The sequence below is a fragment of the Holophagaceae bacterium genome (genome assembly GCA_016720465.1).
Classification (GTDB): Bacteria; Acidobacteriota; Holophagae; order Holophagales; family Holophagaceae; genus JANXPB01.
Window position 1 is genome coordinate 326,915 of sequence record JADKKO010000002.1, and the last position, 21,207, is coordinate 348,121.

Consider the following 21,207-nt stretch of genomic DNA (forward strand, 5'->3'; position numbering starts at 1 on the left):
ACAAGGACGCTGTTTCCATTCCTGTGACCCATGAGGGGGCCGAGTGATCCCGATCCCTCTGCATCTCTACACCCCCGTTTTCTATCACGCGATGCTGGCCTTGGTACTGGTGACTGTCCTCTGGTATCTGGGTGCCCAGGAAAAGGTCGCGTCCCGGGCGGCAGGTGGAGTGCTCACGTGGGGCTTGGCCTTGGCCATGACCCTGTACTTGGGCCTGCGTCCAGTCAGTGGGTTCTATTTCGGGGATATGGGTGCTTACGCCATAAGCTTCCGGGATCTCCAATCCACAGGGACGGCCCTGAAGGTCTACGCGAACAGTGAATGGGCTTTCGCGGCCTTCATGCACGTCTCGGCGTCGATCATGTCCGCGGAGACTTGGTTCCTGCTCTGCGCGGCCCTCTACGTGGGGCTCATCACCAGAGCCCTGCATCGGGTCCATAGGGCGAAGGCCTACCTGGCCCTTCTCATGGCGATTGCCTCCTACTCATTCTGGGCCTATGGCACCAATGGCATCCGCAACGGTCTGGCCACGTCTCTTGTGCTGCTGGGCATGGCCTACCCGGACCGCAAACTCCTCATGGCCCTGTTCTTCGCCCTGGCCGTGGGCACCCACACCTCGGTGTTGCTGCCCGTGGCGGCCTTTCTCCTGACCTTCCTCTACCGGGACCCCCGGGGCTACCTGGGGGGATATCTCCTGGCGGTGCTCCTGTCATTGACCGTAGGTGGATGGTGGGAACAATTCTTCGCTTCCTCTGGCCTGGTGGGGGATGAGCGCTTCTCCGTCTATCTGCTGGACCAGTCCTATGCCAGCGAATTCAGTTCAATCGGCTTCCGCTGGGATTTTCTGGCCTACAGCCTGTGGCCGGTCGCTTTCGGCGCCTACCATATTTTCAAACGGAAGTTCACCGACCGCTTCTACCTCCAACTCTTCAATGCGTACGTCGCCGCCAACGCCTTCTGGGTGCTGGTGATCCGTGCCAGCTTCTCCAACCGCTTCGCCTACCTGTCCTGGTTCATGATGTTCTGGGTCCTGGTCTATCCGCTCCTGGTTGGTCCAGCCGCTGGGCGCAGGGGAAGGATTCAGGCAGGGCTGCTGGTGGCCTACTACGCGTTCACCTATCTCATGTTCTTGAAGACCTGAGAGGGGATATGGGCACCATGAGCGATCAGGTTCGGCCGGTGTCGCAACAGGGGACTTGCCGCGTCCTGCAGATCACAGGAGTGATGGATTGCGGTGGGACCGAGAACATGCTCATGCATCTGTTCCGCGCCACACCGAGGCAGGACATCGCCATGGATTTCCTCGTGAACTGCCATGGGCCCGTGCAGGGGTATTTCGATGAAGAGATCCTGCAGGCTGGAGCGAGGATCCTGCATATCCAGAGCCAGGGCCGCCTGGGTCCATTGCGCTATGTCCAGACCCTCGTCCGCCTCCTACGGCAGGGCGGACCCTACGATGTGGTCCATTCCCACCTGGATTGGCAGGGGGGGCTGATCGCTTTGGCGGCCCGTTGGGCGGAAGTGCCACGGGTCATCGTCCACTCCCACACCACTCGGGTAATGGGCCGGGGCCTCCGTTACCAGGTGGCCTTGGTCCTTCAGAAAGCCTTGATCCGCGCCTTTGCAACCGACCTGTGGGGTTGTTCCGAGGTGGCCTGCCGACATCTTTTCGGGCCGGATCGCCCCTGGTGTGTGATTCCCAACGGCATACCCCTTGATCGCTACCTGGATGTTTCCGCAGAGGCCAGGCAGGCTCTGCGCCAGGCCTGGGGCTGCGGCCCGGATAGCCTCGTTCTGGGACACGCGGGCAGTTTCTCCGAAAACAAGAACCAGCTTTTCCTGGTTGAGTTGATGCAGGGGCTGTCGTCACAGGGGCAGGAGGTCCACCTGGTCCTGGCCGGCGACCCTTCCACCCCCTATGGGGCGAAGGTGAGAACTCGAGTGCTGGAACTTGGGCTTCAGGATCGCGTCCACTTCCTGGGCCTACGTCGGGATCTGCCCGAGATCTTGTCGGCGCTTGATGTCTTCCTGCTGCCCTCGGCCTTCGAGGGCTTGGGGATCGTCGCATTGGAAGCCCAGGCTGTGGGCTGCCCGTGTATGGTATCTGAGGGAATTCCCACAGAGGTGGACCTGGGCCTAGGATTGGTGGCCCGCGTGAGTACAGCTTCTTCAGATTCTTGGGCCCGGTGTGTTTTGGAACGAAGCAGCCTGCTCCGACCGACCCGTGAGCAGGTGGCAACGGCATTCCAATCCAAGGGGTTCGATATCAAGACCAGCAGCGCGGAGGTGGCACAGCAATACCGAGAAGGGTGGCAGGCATGAGCCGGCGGATTTTGGTCACCTCTACGGCCATGCGGATCGGCGGGGTGGAACGGGCTTTGGTCGGTCTTCTCGACAGCCTCATCCGGGAGGGCCATGAGGTCAGCCTCTTCCTCTGGGCCCACGAGGGTGAGTTCATGGGCCTCCTTCCCCCGGGGGTGCATCTGCTGCCTGAGATACCCGCTTATGCCAGATTGGAGCGGCCCATCCGGAAGGCCGTGGCCCAGGGATTCCCCGGCATCGGACTCGCCCGCCTGGCGGCTAAGGCCATAACGGCTTTTCGGGCGGAGGTGCTGCGGCGGCCGGGCTATCTTCTGCCCCGGAGCGTCCGCTATTGCATTCCCTTCCTGCCGCCCGTGCCTGGCCATTACGACCTGGTGCTGAGTTTCCTGGCGCCCCACGACATCGCTGCACGGAAGATCTCAGCCAGTTGTCGCGCCGGTTGGATCCACACCGACTATGGTTCCCTGGAATGTGGCGTGGACACGACCTTCGAGGCGTCCATGTGGCAAAGCATGGATGCCCTCATGGCCGTGTCCGAAGGGGTCAGGGATTCCTTTATCAGCGTCTTTCCTACCCTTGCGGACCGGGTCCAGGTCATGGAGAACATCCTCTCGCCCGATTTCATCCGCCAACAAGCGGATGAGGATGTCAGCAAGGAAATGCCCTTCGAGCCAGGGATCATCCATCTCTGTTCTGTTGGGCGCTTCAGCCATGCAAAAAATTTCGATGCAATACCAGAGGCAGTGCGGCGCTTGGGAGGATCGGGCCGTTCCGTGAAGTGGTACATCATTGGTTATGGTCCAGAGGAGGAGCTGATCCGCCGCCGGATTCAGGAGGCTGGTGTGCAGGATCGGGTCATCATCCTGGGAAAGAAAGTTAATCCCTACCCTTACATGAAGGCTTGCGATACATACGTACAGCCTTCCCGCTATGAAGGGAAAGCCGTCACCGTCCAGGAGGCCCAGATTCTCGGCAAACCTGTCCTCATTACCAACTTTCCTACCGCCGGGAGCCAGGTTCAGGACGGCGTAGATGGCCTGATCGCGCCGATGGAAATGGACGGCCTGGTTGGTGGAATCCGCAAGCTGATCGAGGATCCTGCGCTTCGCGAACGACTGGCCGCCACCGCGGCAAGCCGTGATTACTGCAACCGGTCGGAGGTCGAAAAGATCCTACGGTTGATCAAGGCTGATCCATGACCGGAAACCGGAAGAAAGTCCTGTTCCTCATTGAAAGCCTTGCGGGCGGCGGGGCCGAGAAGGTTCTCTCGGTCCTTGTGGCCCATCTGGATAAGACGAAGTTCGATGTGACCGTCCTATCTGTCGTCAATACTGGAATCCATATCGATTCCATCCAGAAACATGCCCACTACCAGTTCTTCCTAGACAACCCGGCCAGTGATCGCTCCTTCTGGAGCCGACTGGTTTACCGCGTGAAATACAACCTCATTCAGAAACTCCCCGGAAGGTTGGCATATCGCTGGTTGATTAAGGATGCCTTTGAGTTTGAAGTGGCGTTTATCGAAGGTTTGGCAACGAAAATCATCAGTGCTTCTATAAATCCGAGGTCGAGGAAACTTGCTTGGGTGCATACCGATTTGCAAGCCAACCACTGGACGAAGCTCGTTTTCCATACCTTGCAACGGGAGGCTCAATCCTATCGTCGGTTTGACCAGATCGTTTGTGTCTCCAGGCAGGTCAAGGACAGTCTGGCTTCCCTGCTCGGTATTGTGGAAAGAACCAGCGTTCTACACAATCCCGTGGATACCCGGGAGATCTTACAGAAGGCCGAAGAAGGATTGCCCGTAGCAGAAGACCGGTCAACGTTGCGGTTGGTCAGCACTGGTCGTCTCGTGGAACAGAAAGGCTATGACCGTCTGTTAAACATCCATAAGCGACTATTGGACGACGGACTTGCGCATGAGCTGTGGATCCTGGGGGAAGGTCCGCAGCGCCCACAACTGGAAGCCTATCTCCAGCAGCACCAGCTCGAGGGAAGCGTACGACTTTGGGGGTTCTTAGCCAATCCGTATGCCATCATGCGCCAGTGCGATCTGTTCGTCTGTTCCTCACTGGCCGAAGGGTTCAGTACGGCAGTGACCGAGGCCCTGATCCTGGGAATCCCGGTGATCACGACTGATTGTTCTGGAATGAGGGAATTGTTGGGCGACCAAGAGGGGTTCGGCATCATCACCGGAAATTCAGAAGATGCTTTGTACGATGGCTTGAAGTCCCTACTCACCGAGCCAGAGCGCTTGGCCCACTATCGCCGCCAAGCGATCCTCCGAGGCCAGGAATTCGGGCTTAAGCAAACCCTGCCGGCAGTTGAAGCCCTGCTGGAGGGAGTTATTTGACATGAAACGAATGTTGATCGTGGCAAACGGACTGGAGGGAGGGGGAGCGGAAAAGGTACTCATCACCCTGATCAACCATTTAGATTCGCGGCAGTATGACATCACCCTATACAGCATGGTTGCCTGCGATATCCATCGCCTGGAGTTGATGCGACCAATTCACTACCGCTATTTCTTTGAGGCTGTCATACCGGAGGACAATGAACTCGTCCGTTTTTGGAAAAAGCTACGCAATAAGCTAAAACTATTAATTTTCGACTTTTTACCAGCTCGGTGGTTCTACTTCCTGTTTGTCACCGGAAAATTTGACATCGAGTTCGCTGCGATCGAGGGGTATGCCACCAAGGTCATCAGCGGGTCAGGCAATCCCACTTCACTGAAAATAGCCTGGGTTCACATTGACTTGTTCAACCTTCATTGGACCGACATTGTTTTTAAAAAACCGGACGAAGAAAAGAAGGCATATTGCCGGTTCGATAAAATCGTCTGCGTTTCCGCTGTGGTGAAAGAGAATCTGGACCGACTTTTCGAGGTTCATGAAAAAAGTCTAGTTCTTTACAATCCGGTTGATGTGGGCGATATTCGCCAAAAAGCGCGGGAACTCGTTCCAGTGCCACGATCCACTAGCAAGTTGTTCCGAATGGTAACGGCCGGTCGGCTGGCGGAACAAAAAGGCTTTGACAGACTTCTAGATATCCATCGGCGGTTGCTGGCCGACGGGTTGGCACATGAACTCTGGATTTTAGGCGAAGGGCCGCAACGGCTCGTGCTTGAGGCCTATATCCGAGAGCATCACCTTGAGGAAAGTGTTTGTCTTTTGGGGTTCCAGGCGAATCCATATGCTTTCATAAACCAGTGTGACCTGTTCGTTTGTTCCTCGCGGGCCGAGGGGTTTAGTACGGTTGCCACCGAAGCCGTCATTCTTGGACTCCCAGTTGTCACAACCGATTGCGCGGGAATGAGGGAGTTGCTGCTGACTGGTGAGGATTCCTGCGGTTTGATTACGGGTAATGATAATGAAAACCTGTATATCGGATTGAAGGATATTCTGCAAGACATGACGCTTTTAGAACGTCTCAAAGAAAAGGCGCGTGCAAGGGGTTCAGCCTTCTCGTTAGAAAAAACAATGAATAGTTTCCTCGGGTTATTTGAAAATCAATAACCCTTCTGGGACATATTCTATGAATTAATCAATTAAAATTTATATTCTTATGATTACCATAATTGTATCAATCTATTTTTTTTCATCCTTTATCGTAATTTTTTTGTATTAATTCAATTGTATTTTCAGTGTAGAAAATAGGCGAATCTATTATTTCAAGCGATCGGTTACCCATTTCATGACGCAATGCTGTTTTGAGGATCAACTCCTCGATCTTATCTGCGCATTTTACATGATCGTCAGGTGGAAAGACAAAGCCATTAATGCCGTTTTGGACCACTTCCGGAATGCCTCCAACATTAGTTGCAACGATCGGCAGACTGATGGTCATGGCTTCCATGATGGAAAACGACAATGCCTCGTGCCTCGAAGGCTGGCAATAAATATCAACATCGAGCAAACAGTCGGTCACATTCTGTTGTATGCCAGCCCAATTGATCCGATCGGTTAAACCGAGTTCCACAGCAAGATCGTGAAGGGACTTTGTGTCATGTTTGTCGTGTATGAATTGGCTGCCGCCGATTTGAAGCAGTTCCACATCGTGGCCTCGTTCCACCAATACGTTTACCGCGCGGAGCAGGATGTCGACACCCTTTACTGGTGCATGAAAGGCCACACATCCAATGATAATACGGGACTTGGCTGTACGATCGAAAGACCTTCGGCGTGCCTTTTCAGCGTCAATCTGGGATTTCGGCAGTCCGAAGTAAGTCACCTCCAGCTTTCGGCTGAATAGTTTAAAAAAATCTCTGTACTCACGCTGCACTGCATAGGAGGCGCAATATATTTTATCGATAAAAAATTGCAACATGAAAATTTTTAATCGATAAAAGGTAACACCAACTCTAACCTTAAAATTATTTTTCCAGTCATTGTTAACCGAGTAATAATTCTCCATGTTCAAGTGCCAAAATGTTTTCATACCCAACAGCTTACCCGCGACAAGGAACCACAGGGTATTTTCGAAATGGCAATGCAGGAACTGGATCTGATTCCTTCTAAGATAACTATGAAACTTCAAAAAATTAGCTATGGAAAAGCGATAATCGAATACTGCTGTCTTCACATTGTTGTTGACAAAAAAAGCAGCAACTGGTTCTTTTGGCGTCTCTTTCGAGAAAATAAGAAATACTTCCCCCCATCCGTTTTTATTTGCTGAAGCAACAAAGAAGGCATACCATTTTTCTAGGCCGCCGATTTTTTCTGAGGTTTGCTGACCTGTAATATGTAATATGTTCATCATTTTTCTCATCTGCTTATCATCTGTATAACATAAAACGAGAAGGCCCGTGGATAGGGTTTCTTAAAGCCCTGTTTTAAGATGTATAGAGGAGTCCGGAAATCTAAATGAATCCACCTGTTCCAAACATCAGCGTTATCGTCCCCGTTCACAATACGGAACGGTGGGTCGGTCGATGCATCGATTCAATCCTTTCTCAGTCCTGCACGGATTTCGAACTCATCCTGGTGGAAGATGGCTCTACCGATGATAGCGGCACGATTTGCGACGAATACGCCGCACGGGACGCGCGAATCCGTGTTGCGCATATTCCGAATGGGGGCGTTTCAAATGCCAGGAATCGCGGACTCGACTTCTCTCAAGGACGGTTCATCTGCTTTATCGACAGCGACGATTGGGTTGAACGGGATTACCTGGCTACCCTTTTAGAAACACTCACGAACTCGCAAGCCCAGATTGGGATCTGCGGTATCAGCTCCGACCCCAATTCCAATGAACCCCCCGTAGTCCTGGTCGCTCCGACGCAGACCCTAACCCTGTTGTCCGTCAATGCGGACGAGCTTTTAACGTTGTACGAGAGTTACCTATTGTTTGGCCCGTACAACAAGATTTACGAACGAATGATCATCAACGCTAATAAACTCCGATTTGACACCACACTTTCCTACGGGGAAGACTTGGTTTTCAATTTCCAATACCTTGATTCAGTGGCGCAACTTGCGGTCTCAGACCAACCCCTCTACCACTACCGAAAGGCTAATCCGGGTTCCTTGGCGGGGAAGTACCATGCCGACAAGTTCCAGATCGACATGCGGTTGTTTGAGGTCACCTACGCCTTTTTCGAGAAGCATGGTCTGCTGACTGTGGCAGCCTTGTGTTGGCTCTGGACACGGTATTTCTGGAGCCTGCACGATGATCTTTTTCTGATCAACCATCCCCGGTGCACCCTTAGGTGGCCTCAAAAGTTCCAGCATATCCGAGCGATACTTGCCCATCCCCGCTTGCCGGAAGCCCTTGTTTTTGCTGACACCACCAAGTGCCCGCGTTCCATCCTGGCCTGCATCCGGCATCAGAGTGTCCTGGGCTTCTTCGCCCTCAACCTGGTGATGTCCCTGAAAAATCGTGGTGTCCCTTCATGAATCCGATTCTTCTTTATCCCCATGGCGGCAGCCTGAACCATGGCTGCGAGGCCATCGTCCGTGCCACCGCCAAGATCCTGGGCGGCCCGCCGAAATCCATGACCCTGTTTTCCATGCGGCCCCAGGAAGACTTGAGTGTGGGGCTCGACCGGATCGTGGCCGTGGCAGACCATCGGTATGTCGAACCGTTGACCCGCCGGCAGACACTCGTGGCGTCCATCCACCACAAGCTGACCAACACCGACAACCGCTTCTATCGCTTTAAACATGCGGCGCTTTTGAAGGGCATCACGCGGGATTCCATCGCCCTCTCCATCGGTGGCGACAACTATTGCTACGGCGACTGCAGTTGGCTCTACGCCGCCAACACCTTGATCCACAAAAGAGGCGCGCGGACGGTCTTCTGGGGCTGTTCGGTGGATCCCGAGGACATGGATGCGGCGATGGTCCGTGATCTCAATGGCTTCGACCTGATCACGCCCCGTGAATCCATCACCTGCCAGGGCATGCTGGACAAGGGGGTGCGCGCCAGGATCGCCCTTCATCCCGATCCGGCCTTCCAGCTCGACAAGGTGGACTTGCCCTTGCCGCCGGGTTTCGAGATCGGCAACACCATCGGCCTGAATATCAGCCCGCTGATCCAGAAGAACGAAGGAAAGCCAGGGGCGACCCTGCAAAGCGCCAAAGCCTTGATCGCGCATATTCTCAAGACCACCACCGCGGCGGTGGCCCTCATCCCCCATGTGACCTGGGTAAGCAACAACGATCTGGAACCGCTAGGGGAACTCTATGCTTTGTTCAAGGACACAGGGCGGGTCATCCTGCTGGCGGACCATGACTGCCTGGCGTTGAAGGGGTTCATCTCCCGCTGCCGCATGTTCATCGGCGCCCGCACCCATGCCACCATCGCCGCGTATTCCACCCAGGTTCCCACCCTGGTCCTGGGCTACAGCGTCAAGGCGCGGGGCATTGCCCGAGACATTTTCGGCGAGGAAAAGGACCTGGTCCTTCCCATCCAGGAACTGATGGAACCAAGGCAACTCATAGACGCTTTCGAGAAGTTGAAGGAGCGGGAGCAGGATCTCCGGCAGCATCTCCAGGCCTTCATGCCGGGATATGTGGGCCGGGCCGCCGACGCTGCCCGGGAGATCGCCTTGCTGTGCAACGATGGGGGAATGGACCCCCAGCCATGATCGGTTTCGTCGTCATCCTATCCCTGCTTGCGATCACCGGCTTGGTGGTCATGGCGATCGACCTGGTCCCGCAGGCTGCGGCCTGGATCCAGCGGATCCACATCGGTCGTTGGCGGGAGCGGAGGGAATGGACCGCGGCTGTGTCGGCGGTGGTTGAAACATGGTTGCGCCGGACGCCCGTGATCCCAATTGGCGACCATGAACGGCTGATCGTCCTGGACATGCTGCGCGGCCGCCACCGCAGCGCCACCATCCAGAGCTGGCAGGAGGCCGCCCTGCTGCTCGGGGCCGGCGAGGCCCTGCGCCGCGATCCGGGCCAGGCCAAGATGCAGCAAGCTGTGGCTGGTTGGCTGGAACGCCACTTCGAAGGCAATGGCCAGTGGAAGTCCCCGCCCCAGCAAGTGGATGGCGCTCTGCTGGGCTATGCCCTGATGAGACTGCCCGGCATCGATATTGGCCATTACCGGCCTGCCCTGGATCACCTTCGGACCCTGCTGGTGTCCATGACAGGGAATGATGGAACCATTCCCTACCGGAAGGTCCAACCGGATTTCCGCTATGTGGACACCCTCGGATTCGTGTGCCCCTTCCTTGCCGCCTATGGTCGCCGATTCAAGGATGAACCATGCCTGGCGCTGGCCATCCGGCAGATCGAATCCTATTCGGGAATGGCCATGTTGCCCGAGTGGTTCATTCCCGCCCATGCCTTCGATCTGGCTCAGAAGGTGCCGCTGGGAATTCATGGATGGGGCCGCGGCATCGCCTGGTATGCGCTCGGATTGATGGGGACGCTGAAGGAGCTACCGCCGGGGGATCCGCGCCGGGAGCGGCTGCGCGACCAGGCAAGCGCATTGGGGCAAGCCCTGCTTCGCCTGCAGGGGACGAAGGGGGGATGGAGCGCGATGGCCTTCCTGGGCCCGCAATCTCCGCTGGATTCCTCTGCCACCACGGTGCTTGGCCTATTCCTGCTGCGGATGTACCGGGAATTCAATAATCCGGAATTCCTGGAGGCAGCCCGCCGGAGCGCGGGCTACCTGATGACAGTCACCCGTCGGAGCGGCATCGTCGACTTCTCCCAGGGCGATACCAAGGGGATCGGGCACTATTCGATCCGCTACCAACAAATGCCATTCACCCAGGGATTCGCCCTGCAACTGGCGCTTGAGATCCTGGCGCTGGATGAACCCTTGGCAGGCGCCGGATGAGCAACTCAGACTATTCACAACAGCTCACCCATGGCGAATACTACCCGCACATTGATGGGATCCGCGCCCTTGCCGTGCTTCCAGTCGTCCTTTTTCATACGCTGGCTTGGCTCTGCCCCGGCGGCTTCGTAGGCGTGGATGTTTTCTTCGTCATTTCCGGATACCTGATCACCGGGGGCATCCTGCGGGATCTGGGGAAAGAGAAATTCACGATCCGTGGCTTCTATCACCGCCGGATTCTACGGATCATGCCCGCCTATTTCACCTTGATCCTCGGCGTGTTCATCATCGGGTGCGCCATTTATTACTGCATACCCTTGGTACACCTTGGCGACGCTTCGGTCATGGGGACCTTGTTCTCGGCCAACCTCTATTTTTGGAAGTTGGGCGGTGATTATTTCGCCCCGAATGTCCACGGTAACCCATTACTACATTTGTGGTCCTTGAGCGTCGAGGAGCAGTTCTATCTATGCATTCCGTTGCTCTGCACCTTGGTTTGGAAATTCCAACGCCAATGGCTTTTTCGTGTATTTGCGGGACTGACCGTGTTGTCTCTTGCCACCGCCACCTATCTGGTGGCCACCGGCAGACAGGGGGATGCCTTTTACCTACCCCACTATCGGGCATGGGAACTCCTGGTTGGTTCCTTGCTGGCCATGCTGCCTCGGGCCTTCGCAGAGAATGAGAGACCCATGCCTTGGGCCCATCCGTGGTTACCCGCACTTGGCCTTGCGCTGGTGTTGGTCCCCTACGCCCTTTATTCGTCGAATACGCCCTTCCCTGGACTGGCTGCCAGTCTCCCCGTTATCGGGACGGCGCTTCTCATCCGGTATGGCCAAAGCGGTTGGATATCTAGACTGCTCTCCTGGAAGCCATTTGTAGCCGTCGGCAAAATTTCATATTCGCTGTATCTCTGGCATTGGCCGGTGGCCGTCTATTGGAAATATGTAACCTATGACCAACTGAATATCGCCGACTACCTCGGCATATTCTTCGTGTCATTGCTGTTTGGTTATCTTTCATGGAGGTTCATCGAGATTCCTGTACGCACTTCCCAAATCTGGTCGCCTCGACGTTCATTTGCATTTGCCACCTCAGGAATTCTCATGCTGGTGACTTTCGGAATAGCCTGCGTCCTCAGCAGAGGATGGCCAAGGGTTTTACATCCCGAGGCCAACGGGCTCGTTGTCGTGCACAAAGGTCAATTTATAGAATCTTTTATTAAGAATAAAATAAAGCGTTTTGGTTCCATAATTGGATATGAATTCGTACTTTATGAACCATTTCCATTTTCGCTTGGTGCGGAAGGGAATTTCCATTTGGGGGTACCGGGAGAACCTGAGATATTTCTTATTGGCGACAGTCATGCAGGTGCGCTTCAGTATGGTTTAGACTCAGTTTTACGTCAGAGCAAGCGTAGCGGCTATGTCATGAACCGATCTGGCAAAAATGTATTCAATTTGAAAAATATTGAAGCCAAGGATATTATAGAAACATTAAAAAAACATCCCCAAGTCTCCAAGGTTGTTATGGCTGAATCTTGGTCCGAAATGATAACAAAACGAGGAAATCAAGACTATCAAACTATTTTAGATCAGGTCGAAGAGTTCACTCTTAAAATCCAATCGATGAACAAGACTCTTTATATTGTAACGGATATTCCAATCCGCAATTACAATCCAATTGATATAGCTGCGAAAATGACCATCATTCCTCCACGTAAACTGAAACATGAATGGATCAATGGGCTGCAAAGCGAGGTGGAATATGAGCAAAGACAGGGATATATAAATCGCCAATTAAAAAATTTATGTCATAAAACAGGAGCAGTGTTAGTTCCCATGCACATAGCCTTAAAACGCGAAAATCAATTCATTGCATTTGAGCATAAAAATGGTCACATAGTCCCGCTTTATATGGATGGAGGTCACCTCTCTCCAGATGGGTCACTTTTAGCTTCGAAATTCATCATGCTGTATCTTTTCCCCGATTCCAATGAAGAGGAAAAAAAGACCTTGGTGGCAAGAATGAAACCGAATAGTCCTGAGAAGTGTAAATCCAAATGACTGTACATAAACCTTTTACTATCTGTATTGGTACAATCCTACTTGCACCTGATCTACTAGTGGTCAAATTTCAAAGTGTGGCCGGATGAGCAGCCACCAGATGAAATACGGGGTCATCCTGTCCTACGCCTCGTACTTCCTTTCCATGGCCTCGGGGCTGCTGCTGACCCCTCTGCTCATCCGGGGCATGGGCAACGGGCAGTATGGCCTTTATCAGCTCATCGGCGCCACGGTGGGCTATCTCGGGCTCCTGGATTTCGGTTTCGGAGCCGCCGTCACCCGTTATGTCGCCAAATACAATGCAGAAAACGATACACAGGGACGGGAGAATTTCCTGGGCCTGGTCTTCGCCATATACGCTTGCATGGTGGCCTTGGGCGTGCTTCTTGGGGCCTTCGTTTATGTCAAGATCGCCCTGGTATTCCCGAACCTTCATGCTGAGGAGCTTCGGCAAGCCAGGCTGATGTGGTGCTTCCTGGTGGTCAGCTTCGGTTTTTCCATGATTGGCAATGTCTTCCAAGGGGCCCTATCCGGAAGCCAGGAATTCATCTTCACCCGGTCCCTGGCTGTGGGAAGCGAACTTCTGCGTGTGCTGGGCACCCTGTTCATCATTTACCGTCACTACGGCGCGGTGGAGCTGACCCTGATGGGGAGCCTGCTGGGAATCCTCTCCTGGATCGGCTGCGTGGTTTATTTCTTTCGCAAACTCCATTACCGGATCGCCTTCCGATTCTGGAACGCTGGGTTGTTCAGGGAGATGTTTGGATATTCCTTTTTCATTTTCCTGGGGCAGATGATGTCCGTGATGTATTGGCGGATCGGCATCTTCATCCTCGGCGTCCTGTCCACCACTGGCGCGGTGGCGGTCTATTCCATCGCCATGAATCTCAATGGCATCTTCCTGATCTTCGTGACCTCCATCAATTCTGTCCTCCTACCCCGGCTCACCCACATGGTGGTGCAGCAGGCCACCAACGCGGAAAAGACAGAGTTCGTCGCCCGGGTCGGGCGCATCATCCTGTTCGTCTACGGCTACCTCCTGATTGGCTTCAGCTTCTTCGGCAGGCAATTCATCAGCCTTTGGCTTGGACCCGACTACCAGGAAGCCTGGACGGCGACCATGATCGTGGTGTGGGCCGCCGCCATCCCACGCATCCAGGGAGCCACCAATGACCTGATGAAGGCCATGAACAGGCACCAGTTCCTGAGCATCATGTACGTGGCCATGGGGCTGCTCAACGTTCTCGTGGCCGTCCTCCTGGTGAAGCGCCTCGGCATCATCGGCGTGGCTATCGGGACCGCCACCGCCCTCATCGCCGGCAATCTCGTGATCGCGAACATCTACTACCAGCGGGCCCTGGGAATACAGGTCCGCGAATTTTTCCGGATCACGTTCTCACGGTCGGGAACCGCGCTCCTTGCGAGTGCGGGTGTGGCCCTGCTTGCCGGGCAACTGCCGTTCGCCGGATGGCGCGGATTCTTGATCAAAGGAACCTGCTTCACCCTGGCCTATCTCGCCATCTTCTGGAACTACGCTTGGAATGCGAATGAAAGGTCCCTCGTCCGGTCGCTGGTTCCTGAGTGGTTCATGTCAGAGAGGAATGAAGCTCAATAATGATAATAATTTGATTCTAAATGCTCACCATACATAAGATAATTTATCGTTATAAAGTTGCATTATATTATCAACAAGGATGGAAACCCCTGGATGGTGTGTTTCTAGTGCTTAATTTCCGTTCATAAACCTATCCAGGCAATCGAGTTGCGTCGGCAGATCCTCATCTGTGCGGTGTGGAAATGACCAAATGCTGACGATGGGCCAAGGTTGTTGCCAAGATCTCAGTTTGGTCATAGGTGGCCTGGACATGGGCCCGACCAGCTTGGCCCATCCTGGCCCTCGCATCGACCAGAGCGAGGAGTTGATTCAATCCCTCCCGGAGGGCTGTCGCAGATTGGGGTTTAACCGTTAGTCCGGTTTCACCATGGATGACAGTCTCACGCGGGCCGATGACATCCGTCGAGACCACCGGCAAGCCCATGGCCTGGGCCTCGATGTTCACTTCGCCGAAACCCTCCCGGTAGGTGGGAAGGCAGAAGATGTCCATGGCTGCGTAGTAGGGCAGCGGGTTGGTTTGCCATCCGGCCAAGTGGATCTGGGGATTCGAGGCCATTTCATTACGGGTTCCCGCAAACAACGGGTCATCGGGTTCCTCGTCTCCCACCAGGAGCAAGTGGAGGTCGGGATGCAGGCGCTGCAATTCAGCAAAGGCTTGCACCAGCTCATTGATGCCCTTCTCACGGGTCAATCTCGCCACGGTGCCGATGACCAGAGACCCCGAAGGGATGCCGAATTGTCGGCGGATCTCAGCCCCTGCTTCCTTCCATCGTGCTGGCTCATAAACCCTGAAGTCGATGCCCGCTACGCTGCCATGGTGCATGATGTCGAACTTCGCGGCCCGGTCGAGGCCTTCCTCGATGGCGAAAGCGACCAAGCCTTTGGACAAGGGAAGGATCTGATGGCTCAAGCGGCAGGTGAGCTTTTCCAAGGTGCGCAGCAGCCAGCGCTTTGGCCCCGTCCGTGTGACATACACCAGCCCCCAGAGCAGGTAGAGGCGCACGGGAGCGCGGGTGATCCACCCCGCGAGGGCCGCCAGCAGCGAGGCCTTGGGGGTGCTGTATTGGACGATGTCGAAATGGTGGGCCCTGAAAATTCCCACGAGCCGGACCAAGGCTTTCAAGTCTCTCCAAGGGCTTTCACGACGGGCGAAAGCGCAGGGGATGAAGCGGACGCCCAAGGGCAATTCCGAAGCCAGGGCGGGATCGTCCGCGCAGACAACCGTCACCTCGAAACCGCCGTCCACCAAGGCTTGGATCATGGCGGGGTAGAAGGCGCGGACGGAGGCGGCCACCGTGGTGACGATGCAGAGGGATGGCTTGGCGCTCATGAAGCGCCTGCCCCGGAGGAGGCCCAGGCCCACCCATCGCGGCACATGGTCTCCAGATCCCGGGTGGCCTTCCAGCCAAGCAGATCCTCGGCCAGGGTGGCGTCGGCGTAGCAGCGGGCGATGTCGCCGGGGCGCCGGGGGGCGAAGCGCCAAGGGATGGGATGGCCCACGGCCTTCTCCATGGCCTGGACCATCTCCAGCACCGAGTAGCCCCGGCCGGTGCCCAGGTTGATGGGCACGGCGCCCTCCAGGCGGGGCAGGGCCTCCAGCGCCGCCAGGTGCCCCTGGGCCAGGTCCACCACGTGCAGGTAGTCGCGCACGCCGGTGCCATCTAGCGTGGGATAGTCCTGGCCGAACACCTGCAGGCAGGGGCGCTGGCCCGACGCGACCTTGAGCAGGAAGGGCATCAGGTTGTTGGGGAAGCCCGTGGGATCCTCCCCCAGCAGGCCCGAAGGATGGGCGCCCACGGGATTGAAGTAGCGCAGCAGGGCGATGCGCCAGCCGGGTTCGCTTGAGGCCAGGTCCCGGCAGATGTCTTCGATCATCAGCTTGGAGCGCCCGTAGGGGTTGGTGGCCGAGAGGGGAAAATCCTCGCGGATGGGCACCTGGGCGGGATCGCCATACACCGTGGCGGAACTGGAGAACACCAGGTCGCGGCACCCGGCGCCGCGCATGGCTTCCAGCAGGTTCAAAGTGCCGGCCAGGTTGTTCTGGTAGTAGGCCAGGGGCGCTTTCGTAGATTCGCCGACGGCCTTCAGGCCCGCGAAGTGGATCACGGCCTGGATGGAATGGTCATGGAACAGAGCCGCCAGGCAATCGGCATCGCGCACATCGCCTTCGATGAAGGTGAAATCGCACCCTGCCACCGTCCGCATGCGGTCCAGCACCGAGGGCTTGGCGTTGGCGAAATTGTCCAGCACCACCACAGCATGGCCCGCGCCGAGGAGTTCCACCACGGTGTGGGAGCCGATGAACCCGGCGCCGCCGGTGACGAGGATGGGGGTCGGGATGGTCATCAGAACCCCGGTGGGCTGTGTGGACTTGTCTGTCCGACAGGTCGTGCGGGAACTCCGACGACGGTCGTCTCTTGGGGCACGTCTCGGATGACCACGGTACCGGCACCCGTGGTGCAAGCTGCACCGAGTCGGACGTTCTGGATCACGGAAGTGTTCATGCCGACCTCCGCCAGTTCCCCGACCGCGACGGCCCCGGCCATGCGGGAGCCGGGAGCCAGCGTTGCGAAGTCGCCCACGGTGACATCGTGGGAGAGGCTGGCGCCGATGTTCAGGATCACGAAGGCGCCGACCTGGATATCGCAGGTGAGGATGCAGCCCGCTTGGACCAGGGCGCCTTCCCCGAGGCTGACCCTGGCTCCGATCCGGGCATCGGGGTGGATGATGGGTGGGAAATCATGCGCGAGTCCCATGGCCTTGATGCGGCCGACCACGTCTTTCCGCATGCGGGAGGAGCCGATTCCCAGGGCGATGGACAGGGGCTCGGGGGGGTGGCGCAACCAGGACAGATCCCCGAGGACGGGCCATCCGGCAAGGTCGGTACCAGTGTTTTTAGGGTCTTCATCAAGAAAGCCGAGAAGGCGCCCATCGGTATTCCGAAGGACCTGCCGCAGGACATCGGCCACTTCGCGCCCATGGCCTCCGCAGCCCACCACCACCCAATTTCTAGCCACGATGGGGATCTCCGATCGAAGCATTGTTGCCTGTGAATTCAGTCATGGTCGCTTTCCCCTCTTCGGAGATGTCTTTCCGTTGAACGACTCTAAGGGCGGTCTGGAGCAGGATCTTGATATCCAATATGAGGCATGCGGAGTCCACATAGCGGATATCCCATTGAAGCTTCTCTTCCCAGGAAATGGCGTTGCGGCCGTTCACCTGGGATAGGCCGGTGATGCCCTGGGGCACGAGCAGGCGCCGCTTCTGGTCTCCGCTGTAGCGGGGGATGTAGCGGACGAAGAGCGGCCGGGGCCCGACCAGGCTCATGTCGCCGCGCAGGATATTGAAGAGTTGGGGCAGCTCGTCCAGGCTCGTGGCGCGCAGGAAGCGGCCGAAGGAAGTGAGGCGGACCTCGTCAGGCAGCAGGGTTCCAACGTTATCCCGGGCATCGGTCATGGTGCGGAATTTGAACATGTCGAAGGGGCGCCCGAAGCGCCCGGCGCGCTCCTGGCGGAACAGGATCGGCGCGCCCAGCTTCCAGCGCACCAGCAGGGCGGCCAGGGCCAGGACCGGCGCGAGGAGGAGCAACAGGGCGAGGGCGGCCAGAAGATCCAGGGTGCGCTTGAAGAAGGGATACATGATCAGCCGGTGGCCTCATCCAGGATCTCCCGGACCGCCCTGGCCAGGGCCGCCAGATGGGCTTCGGACAAGCCGGGGTGGATCTGGAACATCAGGCTGGTCTCGCCCAGCCGCAGCGCCACAGGCAGGGGCGACGCGGGCCCGAAACCCGCCTGGGTGAACGCTTTTTCCCGGTAGATCTCGCCGCAGCTTCCGCTGCCGCAATGGAGGCCCCGGCCCTCGATCCCGACCATGACCCGGTCGCGGGTCCAGCCTGGCTTCAGGCGTTCCAGGCGCAGATAGACATAGGCCTTGTAGGCCGCGTGGGCGAAAGCCGGGCCGGGCCGGGGGACGCGCAGGGCGGGATGGCCTTCCAGGGCATCCAGGATGCGGTTCAGGTTCCCGCGGCGTTGCAGGGTCCATTCAGGCAGCTTGCGCAACTGGAGGCGGCCGATGGCGGACTGCATTTCCGTCATGCGCCAGTTGGTGCCGAAGGATTCGTGCAGCCAGCGGAAGCCCGGGGCATGTTCCCGGTTGGTGGCGTCCCAGCTCTTGCCGTGGTCCTTGTATTCCCAGGCCCGGCGCCAGACGGCCTCATCATTGGTGGTGAGCAGGCCGCCCTCGCCGCCGGTGGTGATGATCTTGTCCTGGCAGAAGGAGAAGCAGCCCGCATGCCCGAGGCCGCCCACGGGCCTGCCCTTGTAGGTGGCGCCGTTGGCTTGGGCGCAATCCTCGATCACCTTGAGGCCGTGTTTTTCGGCCAGTTCCATGATGGGATCCATGTCGCAGGGCCAGCCCGCCAGGTGCACCGCGATGATGGCCTTGGTCTTCGGCGTGATCACCTTGGCGATGGTTTCAGCCGTGATATTGCCGCTATCGGGATCCACATCGGCGAGCACAGGCGTGCAGCCCCGCAGGACGGCGCAACTGGCGCTGGCGATGAAGGTGCGGGGCGTGGTGATGACTTCGGAACCCGGCGGGATCTGGAGCGCATGAAGCGCCAGCTCCAGGGCGGCGGTGCCATTGGCAAGGGCCACCGCATGCTGGCAGCCCACCGAGGCCGCATATTCCCTTTCGAATTCCCGGCCTTCGGATCCGGTCCAGTAGTTCACCTTGCCGCTGCGCAGCACCCCGGCCACCGCTTCGATCTCGTCTTCCGCATAAACCGGCCAAGGCGCGCTAGCCGCGTAAGGCTTGGGTGGCTCCAGGGCTTCCTTGGTCATGCGAATCCGCTCCAGTAGATGGTTCATTCTGAAGCAAGCTGGAGCCTAGTGCGCGGGGAAAGGGCCGCAGAGGGGCACAAAGGGACACAAAGAAAACGAAACATACAAAGGTTTTTTCCTCTTCTTTGTGTACTTTGTGCCCCTTTGTGGCTAATTATTTTTATGGCTCTTCACGGATATGCGGGAAGTGGCACGTAGCGACTGCTTCCGTTAAGAGCAGGCACCTTGGCGTCTTAAAAACACCACGCGGAGGGTAGCGGAGGGTAGCGGAGATTGCGGAGGGAAGCGGAGGAAGTAAAGGGGCGGGTCCATCTTTGGCTCTTTCCTGGGTTTCCTATGTGCCACGATTCCGGCAACGGCATCCGGCCCTCAACCCCCACCTGACCTGATTAGAACGAAAGCCAGACTCTTTTCTCCGCTACCCTCCGCGCCTCCGCTGCCCTCCGCGTGGTTAGCTTTTCCCTCAATTCCGTGAAGAACCATTTTTATTTTTTACGGCAATGCTTGGTGACCGAGTCAGGGGAGTATAAAGGGTTCGGCTTTGAAGACCTCGGGATGCACGTTTGTGCAGGTCGGACACGCTTCGTCAATGCCACTGAACGCATCCATCGCGCTACCCTTCGTCCAGCCCAAGGGGACATGAGCCCCTGATCCGCAAGGTCAACCCATTGATGTGATTCTTGACAAGGGTGAAGTGAGGGATATTCTGTATTCATGAATTGTGAATATTCACGATTCATGAATCAAGGAACCCATGGCCCTCGCCCTTGAACCTAAAGATCTGTTGGTGCTGTTGAAGCTGGCGCTTTCAAAGCCCCAGCAACCCTGGAGCTACCAACGGCTGGCAATGGCCCTCTCTCTGAGCGCGTCAGAGACCTTTGCCTCGGTAAAGCGGCTCCTGGCCTCAGGCCTCCTTGTCGGAAAGGGACTCAAAGCCGAGGTGAACCGGAAGGCCCTCTGTGACTTCGTCCTTCATGGGGCCCGCTATTCGTTTCCTGCGGAAATCGGGAAACCCTCCCGGGGAATGCCGACTGGTTATGCCTCGCCCGCCCTTCAATGGGATCTCGTTTTTGACCCGAACCAAGTGCCGGTCTGGCCGGATGCCAAAGGCAAGGCGAAGGGGCATTCCTTGACTCCCCTTCATCCTAGGGTCCCAAAAATCGCCCAGGAAGATCCAATGATGTACGAAGCCCTTGCCTTGTTCGATGCGCTTCGAGCGGGTCAAGCACGCGAGCGGCAGATGGCACGGGCCCGATTAGAGGTTCTTCTTGGATGAGCACCCAGGATCCGAATATCGCCTTGTTGGAAACGACCGCCATCCACTTGCGTCCTCTGCTGGACCAAGTGGTTTTCGTGGGGGGCAGCATTGTGGGGTTGCTGATTACGGACCCTGGGGCCTCGCCGGTCCGAGCCACGAAAGATATCGACATCGTGGCTGAAATCGCAGGTCCTTCTGCTTACTACCTCCTTGGTGAGAAGCTGGCGGACCTTGGGTTTGGGCCTGATCTGACACCGAATTCCCCTGTCTGCCGGTGGCGCAAGGGAGAGCTGCTGGTGGATGTCATGTCCACGGATGAAAACTCGCTTGGGTTCACCAATCGCTGGTATGCCGAAGGACTCAGGAGGGCGATCTGGCAGGATCTCCCCGGTGGGACCCCGATCCGCACCATTACAGCGCCCTTATTCTTGCTGACCAAGTGGGAGGCCTTCTTAGGACGTGGGAAGGGCGACTACCTGGAAAGCCACGACATCGAGGATTTCATCGCGGTGGTCGACGGACGCCCGTCCCTCGACGAGGAGGTCAAGCACCTTCCTTTCCATACCAGAGAAGCGCTGGCTGTGGCAGTTGCCATAATGCTCTCGGATGACACGTTTCGCAGACTGACGTTGCCGGGCCTTCTTGGGCCACATGCAGGCGGCGATGAGCGCCTCAGGATTCTTGAGGCGAGGTTGAAGAACCTGTCCTGATCAAGGCACTGGCGCGACCTTGGCTTCAGAAAGCCGAGGTGAAACCGTGGATTCATGCAGATGGATCTTGGCCATGCAGATGATCCTGTCGTCAGCGCCTAGG

Annotated in this window: 18 protein-coding genes; 12 read left to right on the top strand and 6 right to left on the bottom strand. The window is 56.9% G+C overall.

What is annotated here, in order from left to right; all coding sequences use genetic code 11:
• Positions 1-43 precede the first annotated feature (43 nt).
• The 5 genes from IPQ13_05730 to IPQ13_05750 all read left to right on the top strand — a co-directional run bounded on the left by IPQ13_05730 (position 44) and on the right by IPQ13_05750 (position 5,837).
• The gene (locus IPQ13_05730) at positions 44-1,141 is read left to right on the top strand and encodes an EpsG family protein (GenBank protein ID MBL0210399.1); all 1,098 of its coding nucleotides are present in this window, start codon (positions 44-46) and stop codon (positions 1,139-1,141) included.
• Positions 1,142-1,224: 83 nt separating this feature from the next.
• Entirely contained in the window at positions 1,225-2,322 is a 1,098-nt protein-coding gene (locus IPQ13_05735; GenBank protein MBL0210400.1) for a glycosyltransferase, read from the top strand.
• Complete coding sequence (locus IPQ13_05740; protein ID MBL0210401.1) at positions 2,319-3,521, top strand: glycosyltransferase; 1,203 nt, start codon at positions 2,319-2,321, stop codon at positions 3,519-3,521. Before IPQ13_05735 ends, IPQ13_05740 begins: the two co-directional genes overlap by 4 nt.
• Positions 3,518-4,675, top strand: coding sequence for a glycosyltransferase (locus tag IPQ13_05745; protein ID MBL0210402.1), 1,158 nt, complete (start codon positions 3,518-3,520; stop codon positions 4,673-4,675). Before IPQ13_05740 ends, IPQ13_05745 begins: the two co-directional genes overlap by 4 nt.
• Before the next feature lies 1 nt (position 4,676).
• On the top strand, positions 4,677-5,837 hold the full coding sequence (locus IPQ13_05750; protein ID MBL0210403.1) for a glycosyltransferase: 1,161 nt from the start codon (positions 4,677-4,679) through the stop codon (positions 5,835-5,837).
• A gap of 82 nt (positions 5,838-5,919) precedes the next feature.
• On the opposite strand, the gene IPQ13_05755 is transcribed toward IPQ13_05750, so the two are convergent.
• Positions 5,920-7,089, bottom strand: coding sequence for a glycosyltransferase (locus tag IPQ13_05755; GenBank protein ID MBL0210404.1), 1,170 nt, complete (start codon positions 7,087-7,089; stop codon positions 5,920-5,922).
• 95 nt (positions 7,090-7,184) lie between these two features.
• On the opposite strand from IPQ13_05755, the gene IPQ13_05760 reads away from it, so the two are divergent.
• The 5 genes from IPQ13_05760 (at position 7,185) to IPQ13_05780 (ending at position 14,295) form a co-directional block, all read left to right on the top strand.
• A complete protein-coding gene (locus IPQ13_05760) occupies positions 7,185-8,216 on the top strand; it encodes a glycosyltransferase family 2 protein (GenBank protein MBL0210405.1) in 1,032 nt (343 codons plus the stop codon).
• A complete protein-coding gene (locus IPQ13_05765; GenBank protein ID MBL0210406.1) occupies positions 8,213-9,409 on the top strand; it encodes a polysaccharide pyruvyl transferase family protein in 1,197 nt (398 codons plus the stop codon). The genes IPQ13_05760 and IPQ13_05765 overlap by 4 nt, the downstream gene beginning before the upstream one ends.
• Positions 9,406-10,614, top strand: coding sequence for a glycoside hydrolase family 88 protein (locus IPQ13_05770; GenBank protein ID MBL0210407.1), 1,209 nt, complete (start codon positions 9,406-9,408; stop codon positions 10,612-10,614). The genes IPQ13_05765 and IPQ13_05770 overlap by 4 nt, the downstream gene beginning before the upstream one ends.
• Positions 10,611-12,680 carry an acyltransferase family protein gene (locus tag IPQ13_05775; protein ID MBL0210408.1) on the top strand — a complete coding sequence of 690 codons (2,070 nt, stop codon included), beginning with the start codon at positions 10,611-10,613 and terminating at the stop codon, positions 12,678-12,680. Before IPQ13_05770 ends, IPQ13_05775 begins: the two co-directional genes overlap by 4 nt.
• Before the next feature lie 85 nt (positions 12,681-12,765).
• Positions 12,766-14,295 carry an oligosaccharide flippase family protein gene (locus IPQ13_05780; protein ID MBL0210409.1) on the top strand — a complete coding sequence of 510 codons (1,530 nt, stop codon included), beginning with the start codon at positions 12,766-12,768 and terminating at the stop codon, positions 14,293-14,295.
• A 163-nt stretch (positions 14,296-14,458) separates the two neighbouring features.
• On the opposite strand, the gene IPQ13_05785 is transcribed toward IPQ13_05780, so the two are convergent.
• From IPQ13_05785 to IPQ13_05805, 5 genes are read right to left on the bottom strand one after another with little or no spacing between them, the layout of a single operon-like run.
• Positions 14,459-15,670 carry a glycosyltransferase family 4 protein gene (locus IPQ13_05785; protein MBL0210410.1) on the bottom strand — a complete coding sequence of 404 codons (1,212 nt, stop codon included), beginning with the start codon at positions 15,668-15,670 and terminating at the stop codon, positions 14,459-14,461.
• The gene (gene galE, locus IPQ13_05790) at positions 15,622-16,641 is read right to left on the bottom strand and encodes a UDP-glucose 4-epimerase GalE (protein ID MBL0210411.1); all 1,020 of its coding nucleotides are present in this window, start codon (positions 16,639-16,641) and stop codon (positions 15,622-15,624) included. The genes IPQ13_05785 and galE overlap by 49 nt, the downstream gene beginning before the upstream one ends.
• Positions 16,641-17,312, bottom strand: coding sequence for an acetyltransferase (locus IPQ13_05795; protein MBL0210412.1), 672 nt, complete (start codon positions 17,310-17,312; stop codon positions 16,641-16,643). The genes galE and IPQ13_05795 overlap by 1 nt, the downstream gene beginning before the upstream one ends.
• Positions 17,305-17,934: a sugar transferase gene (locus IPQ13_05800; GenBank protein ID MBL0210413.1), complete on the bottom strand. Its 630-nt coding sequence runs from the start codon at positions 17,932-17,934 to the stop codon at positions 17,305-17,307. The genes IPQ13_05795 and IPQ13_05800 overlap by 8 nt, the downstream gene beginning before the upstream one ends.
• A 2-nt stretch (positions 17,935-17,936) precedes the next feature.
• The gene (locus IPQ13_05805; protein MBL0210414.1) at positions 17,937-19,136 is read right to left on the bottom strand and encodes a DegT/DnrJ/EryC1/StrS aminotransferase family protein; all 1,200 of its coding nucleotides are present in this window, start codon (positions 19,134-19,136) and stop codon (positions 17,937-17,939) included.
• A 754-nt stretch (positions 19,137-19,890) separates the two neighbouring features.
• Here IPQ13_05805 and IPQ13_05810 point away from each other — a divergent pair.
• Positions 19,891-20,412, top strand: coding sequence for a MarR family transcriptional regulator (locus IPQ13_05810; protein MBL0210415.1), 522 nt, complete (start codon positions 19,891-19,893; stop codon positions 20,410-20,412).
• A complete protein-coding gene (locus IPQ13_05815; GenBank protein ID MBL0210416.1) occupies positions 20,409-21,104 on the top strand; it encodes a hypothetical protein in 696 nt (231 codons plus the stop codon). The genes IPQ13_05810 and IPQ13_05815 overlap by 4 nt, the downstream gene beginning before the upstream one ends.
• Positions 21,105-21,207 lie beyond the last annotated feature (103 nt).

Coding starts and splice junctions, on each gene's coding strand:
- IPQ13_05760 (MBL0210405.1), top strand. CDS start 7,185: ATGAATCCACCTGTTCCAAACATCAGCGTTATCGTCCCCGTTCACAAT.
- IPQ13_05810 (MBL0210415.1), top strand. CDS start 19,891: ATGGCCCTCGCCCTTGAACCTAAAGATCTGTTGGTGCTGTTGAAGCTG.
- IPQ13_05735 (MBL0210400.1), top strand. CDS start 1,225: ATGGATTGCGGTGGGACCGAGAACATGCTCATGCATCTGTTCCGCGCC.
- IPQ13_05770 (MBL0210407.1), top strand. CDS start 9,406: ATGATCGGTTTCGTCGTCATCCTATCCCTGCTTGCGATCACCGGCTTG.
- IPQ13_05805 (MBL0210414.1), bottom strand. CDS start 19,136: ATGACCAAGGAAGCCCTGGAGCCACCCAAGCCTTACGCGGCTAGCGCG.
- IPQ13_05765 (MBL0210406.1), top strand. CDS start 8,213: ATGAATCCGATTCTTCTTTATCCCCATGGCGGCAGCCTGAACCATGGC.
- IPQ13_05745 (MBL0210402.1), top strand. CDS start 3,518: ATGACCGGAAACCGGAAGAAAGTCCTGTTCCTCATTGAAAGCCTTGCG.
- IPQ13_05750 (MBL0210403.1), top strand. CDS start 4,677: ATGAAACGAATGTTGATCGTGGCAAACGGACTGGAGGGAGGGGGAGCG.
- IPQ13_05780 (MBL0210409.1), top strand. CDS start 12,766: ATGAGCAGCCACCAGATGAAATACGGGGTCATCCTGTCCTACGCCTCG.
- IPQ13_05775 (MBL0210408.1), top strand. CDS start 10,611: ATGAGCAACTCAGACTATTCACAACAGCTCACCCATGGCGAATACTAC.
- IPQ13_05800 (MBL0210413.1), bottom strand. CDS start 17,934: ATGTATCCCTTCTTCAAGCGCACCCTGGATCTTCTGGCCGCCCTCGCC.
- IPQ13_05815 (MBL0210416.1), top strand. CDS start 20,409: ATGAGCACCCAGGATCCGAATATCGCCTTGTTGGAAACGACCGCCATC.
- IPQ13_05755 (MBL0210404.1), bottom strand. CDS start 7,089: ATGAGAAAAATGATGAACATATTACATATTACAGGTCAGCAAACCTCA.
- galE (MBL0210411.1), bottom strand. CDS start 16,641: ATGACCATCCCGACCCCCATCCTCGTCACCGGCGGCGCCGGGTTCATC.
- IPQ13_05740 (MBL0210401.1), top strand. CDS start 2,319: ATGAGCCGGCGGATTTTGGTCACCTCTACGGCCATGCGGATCGGCGGG.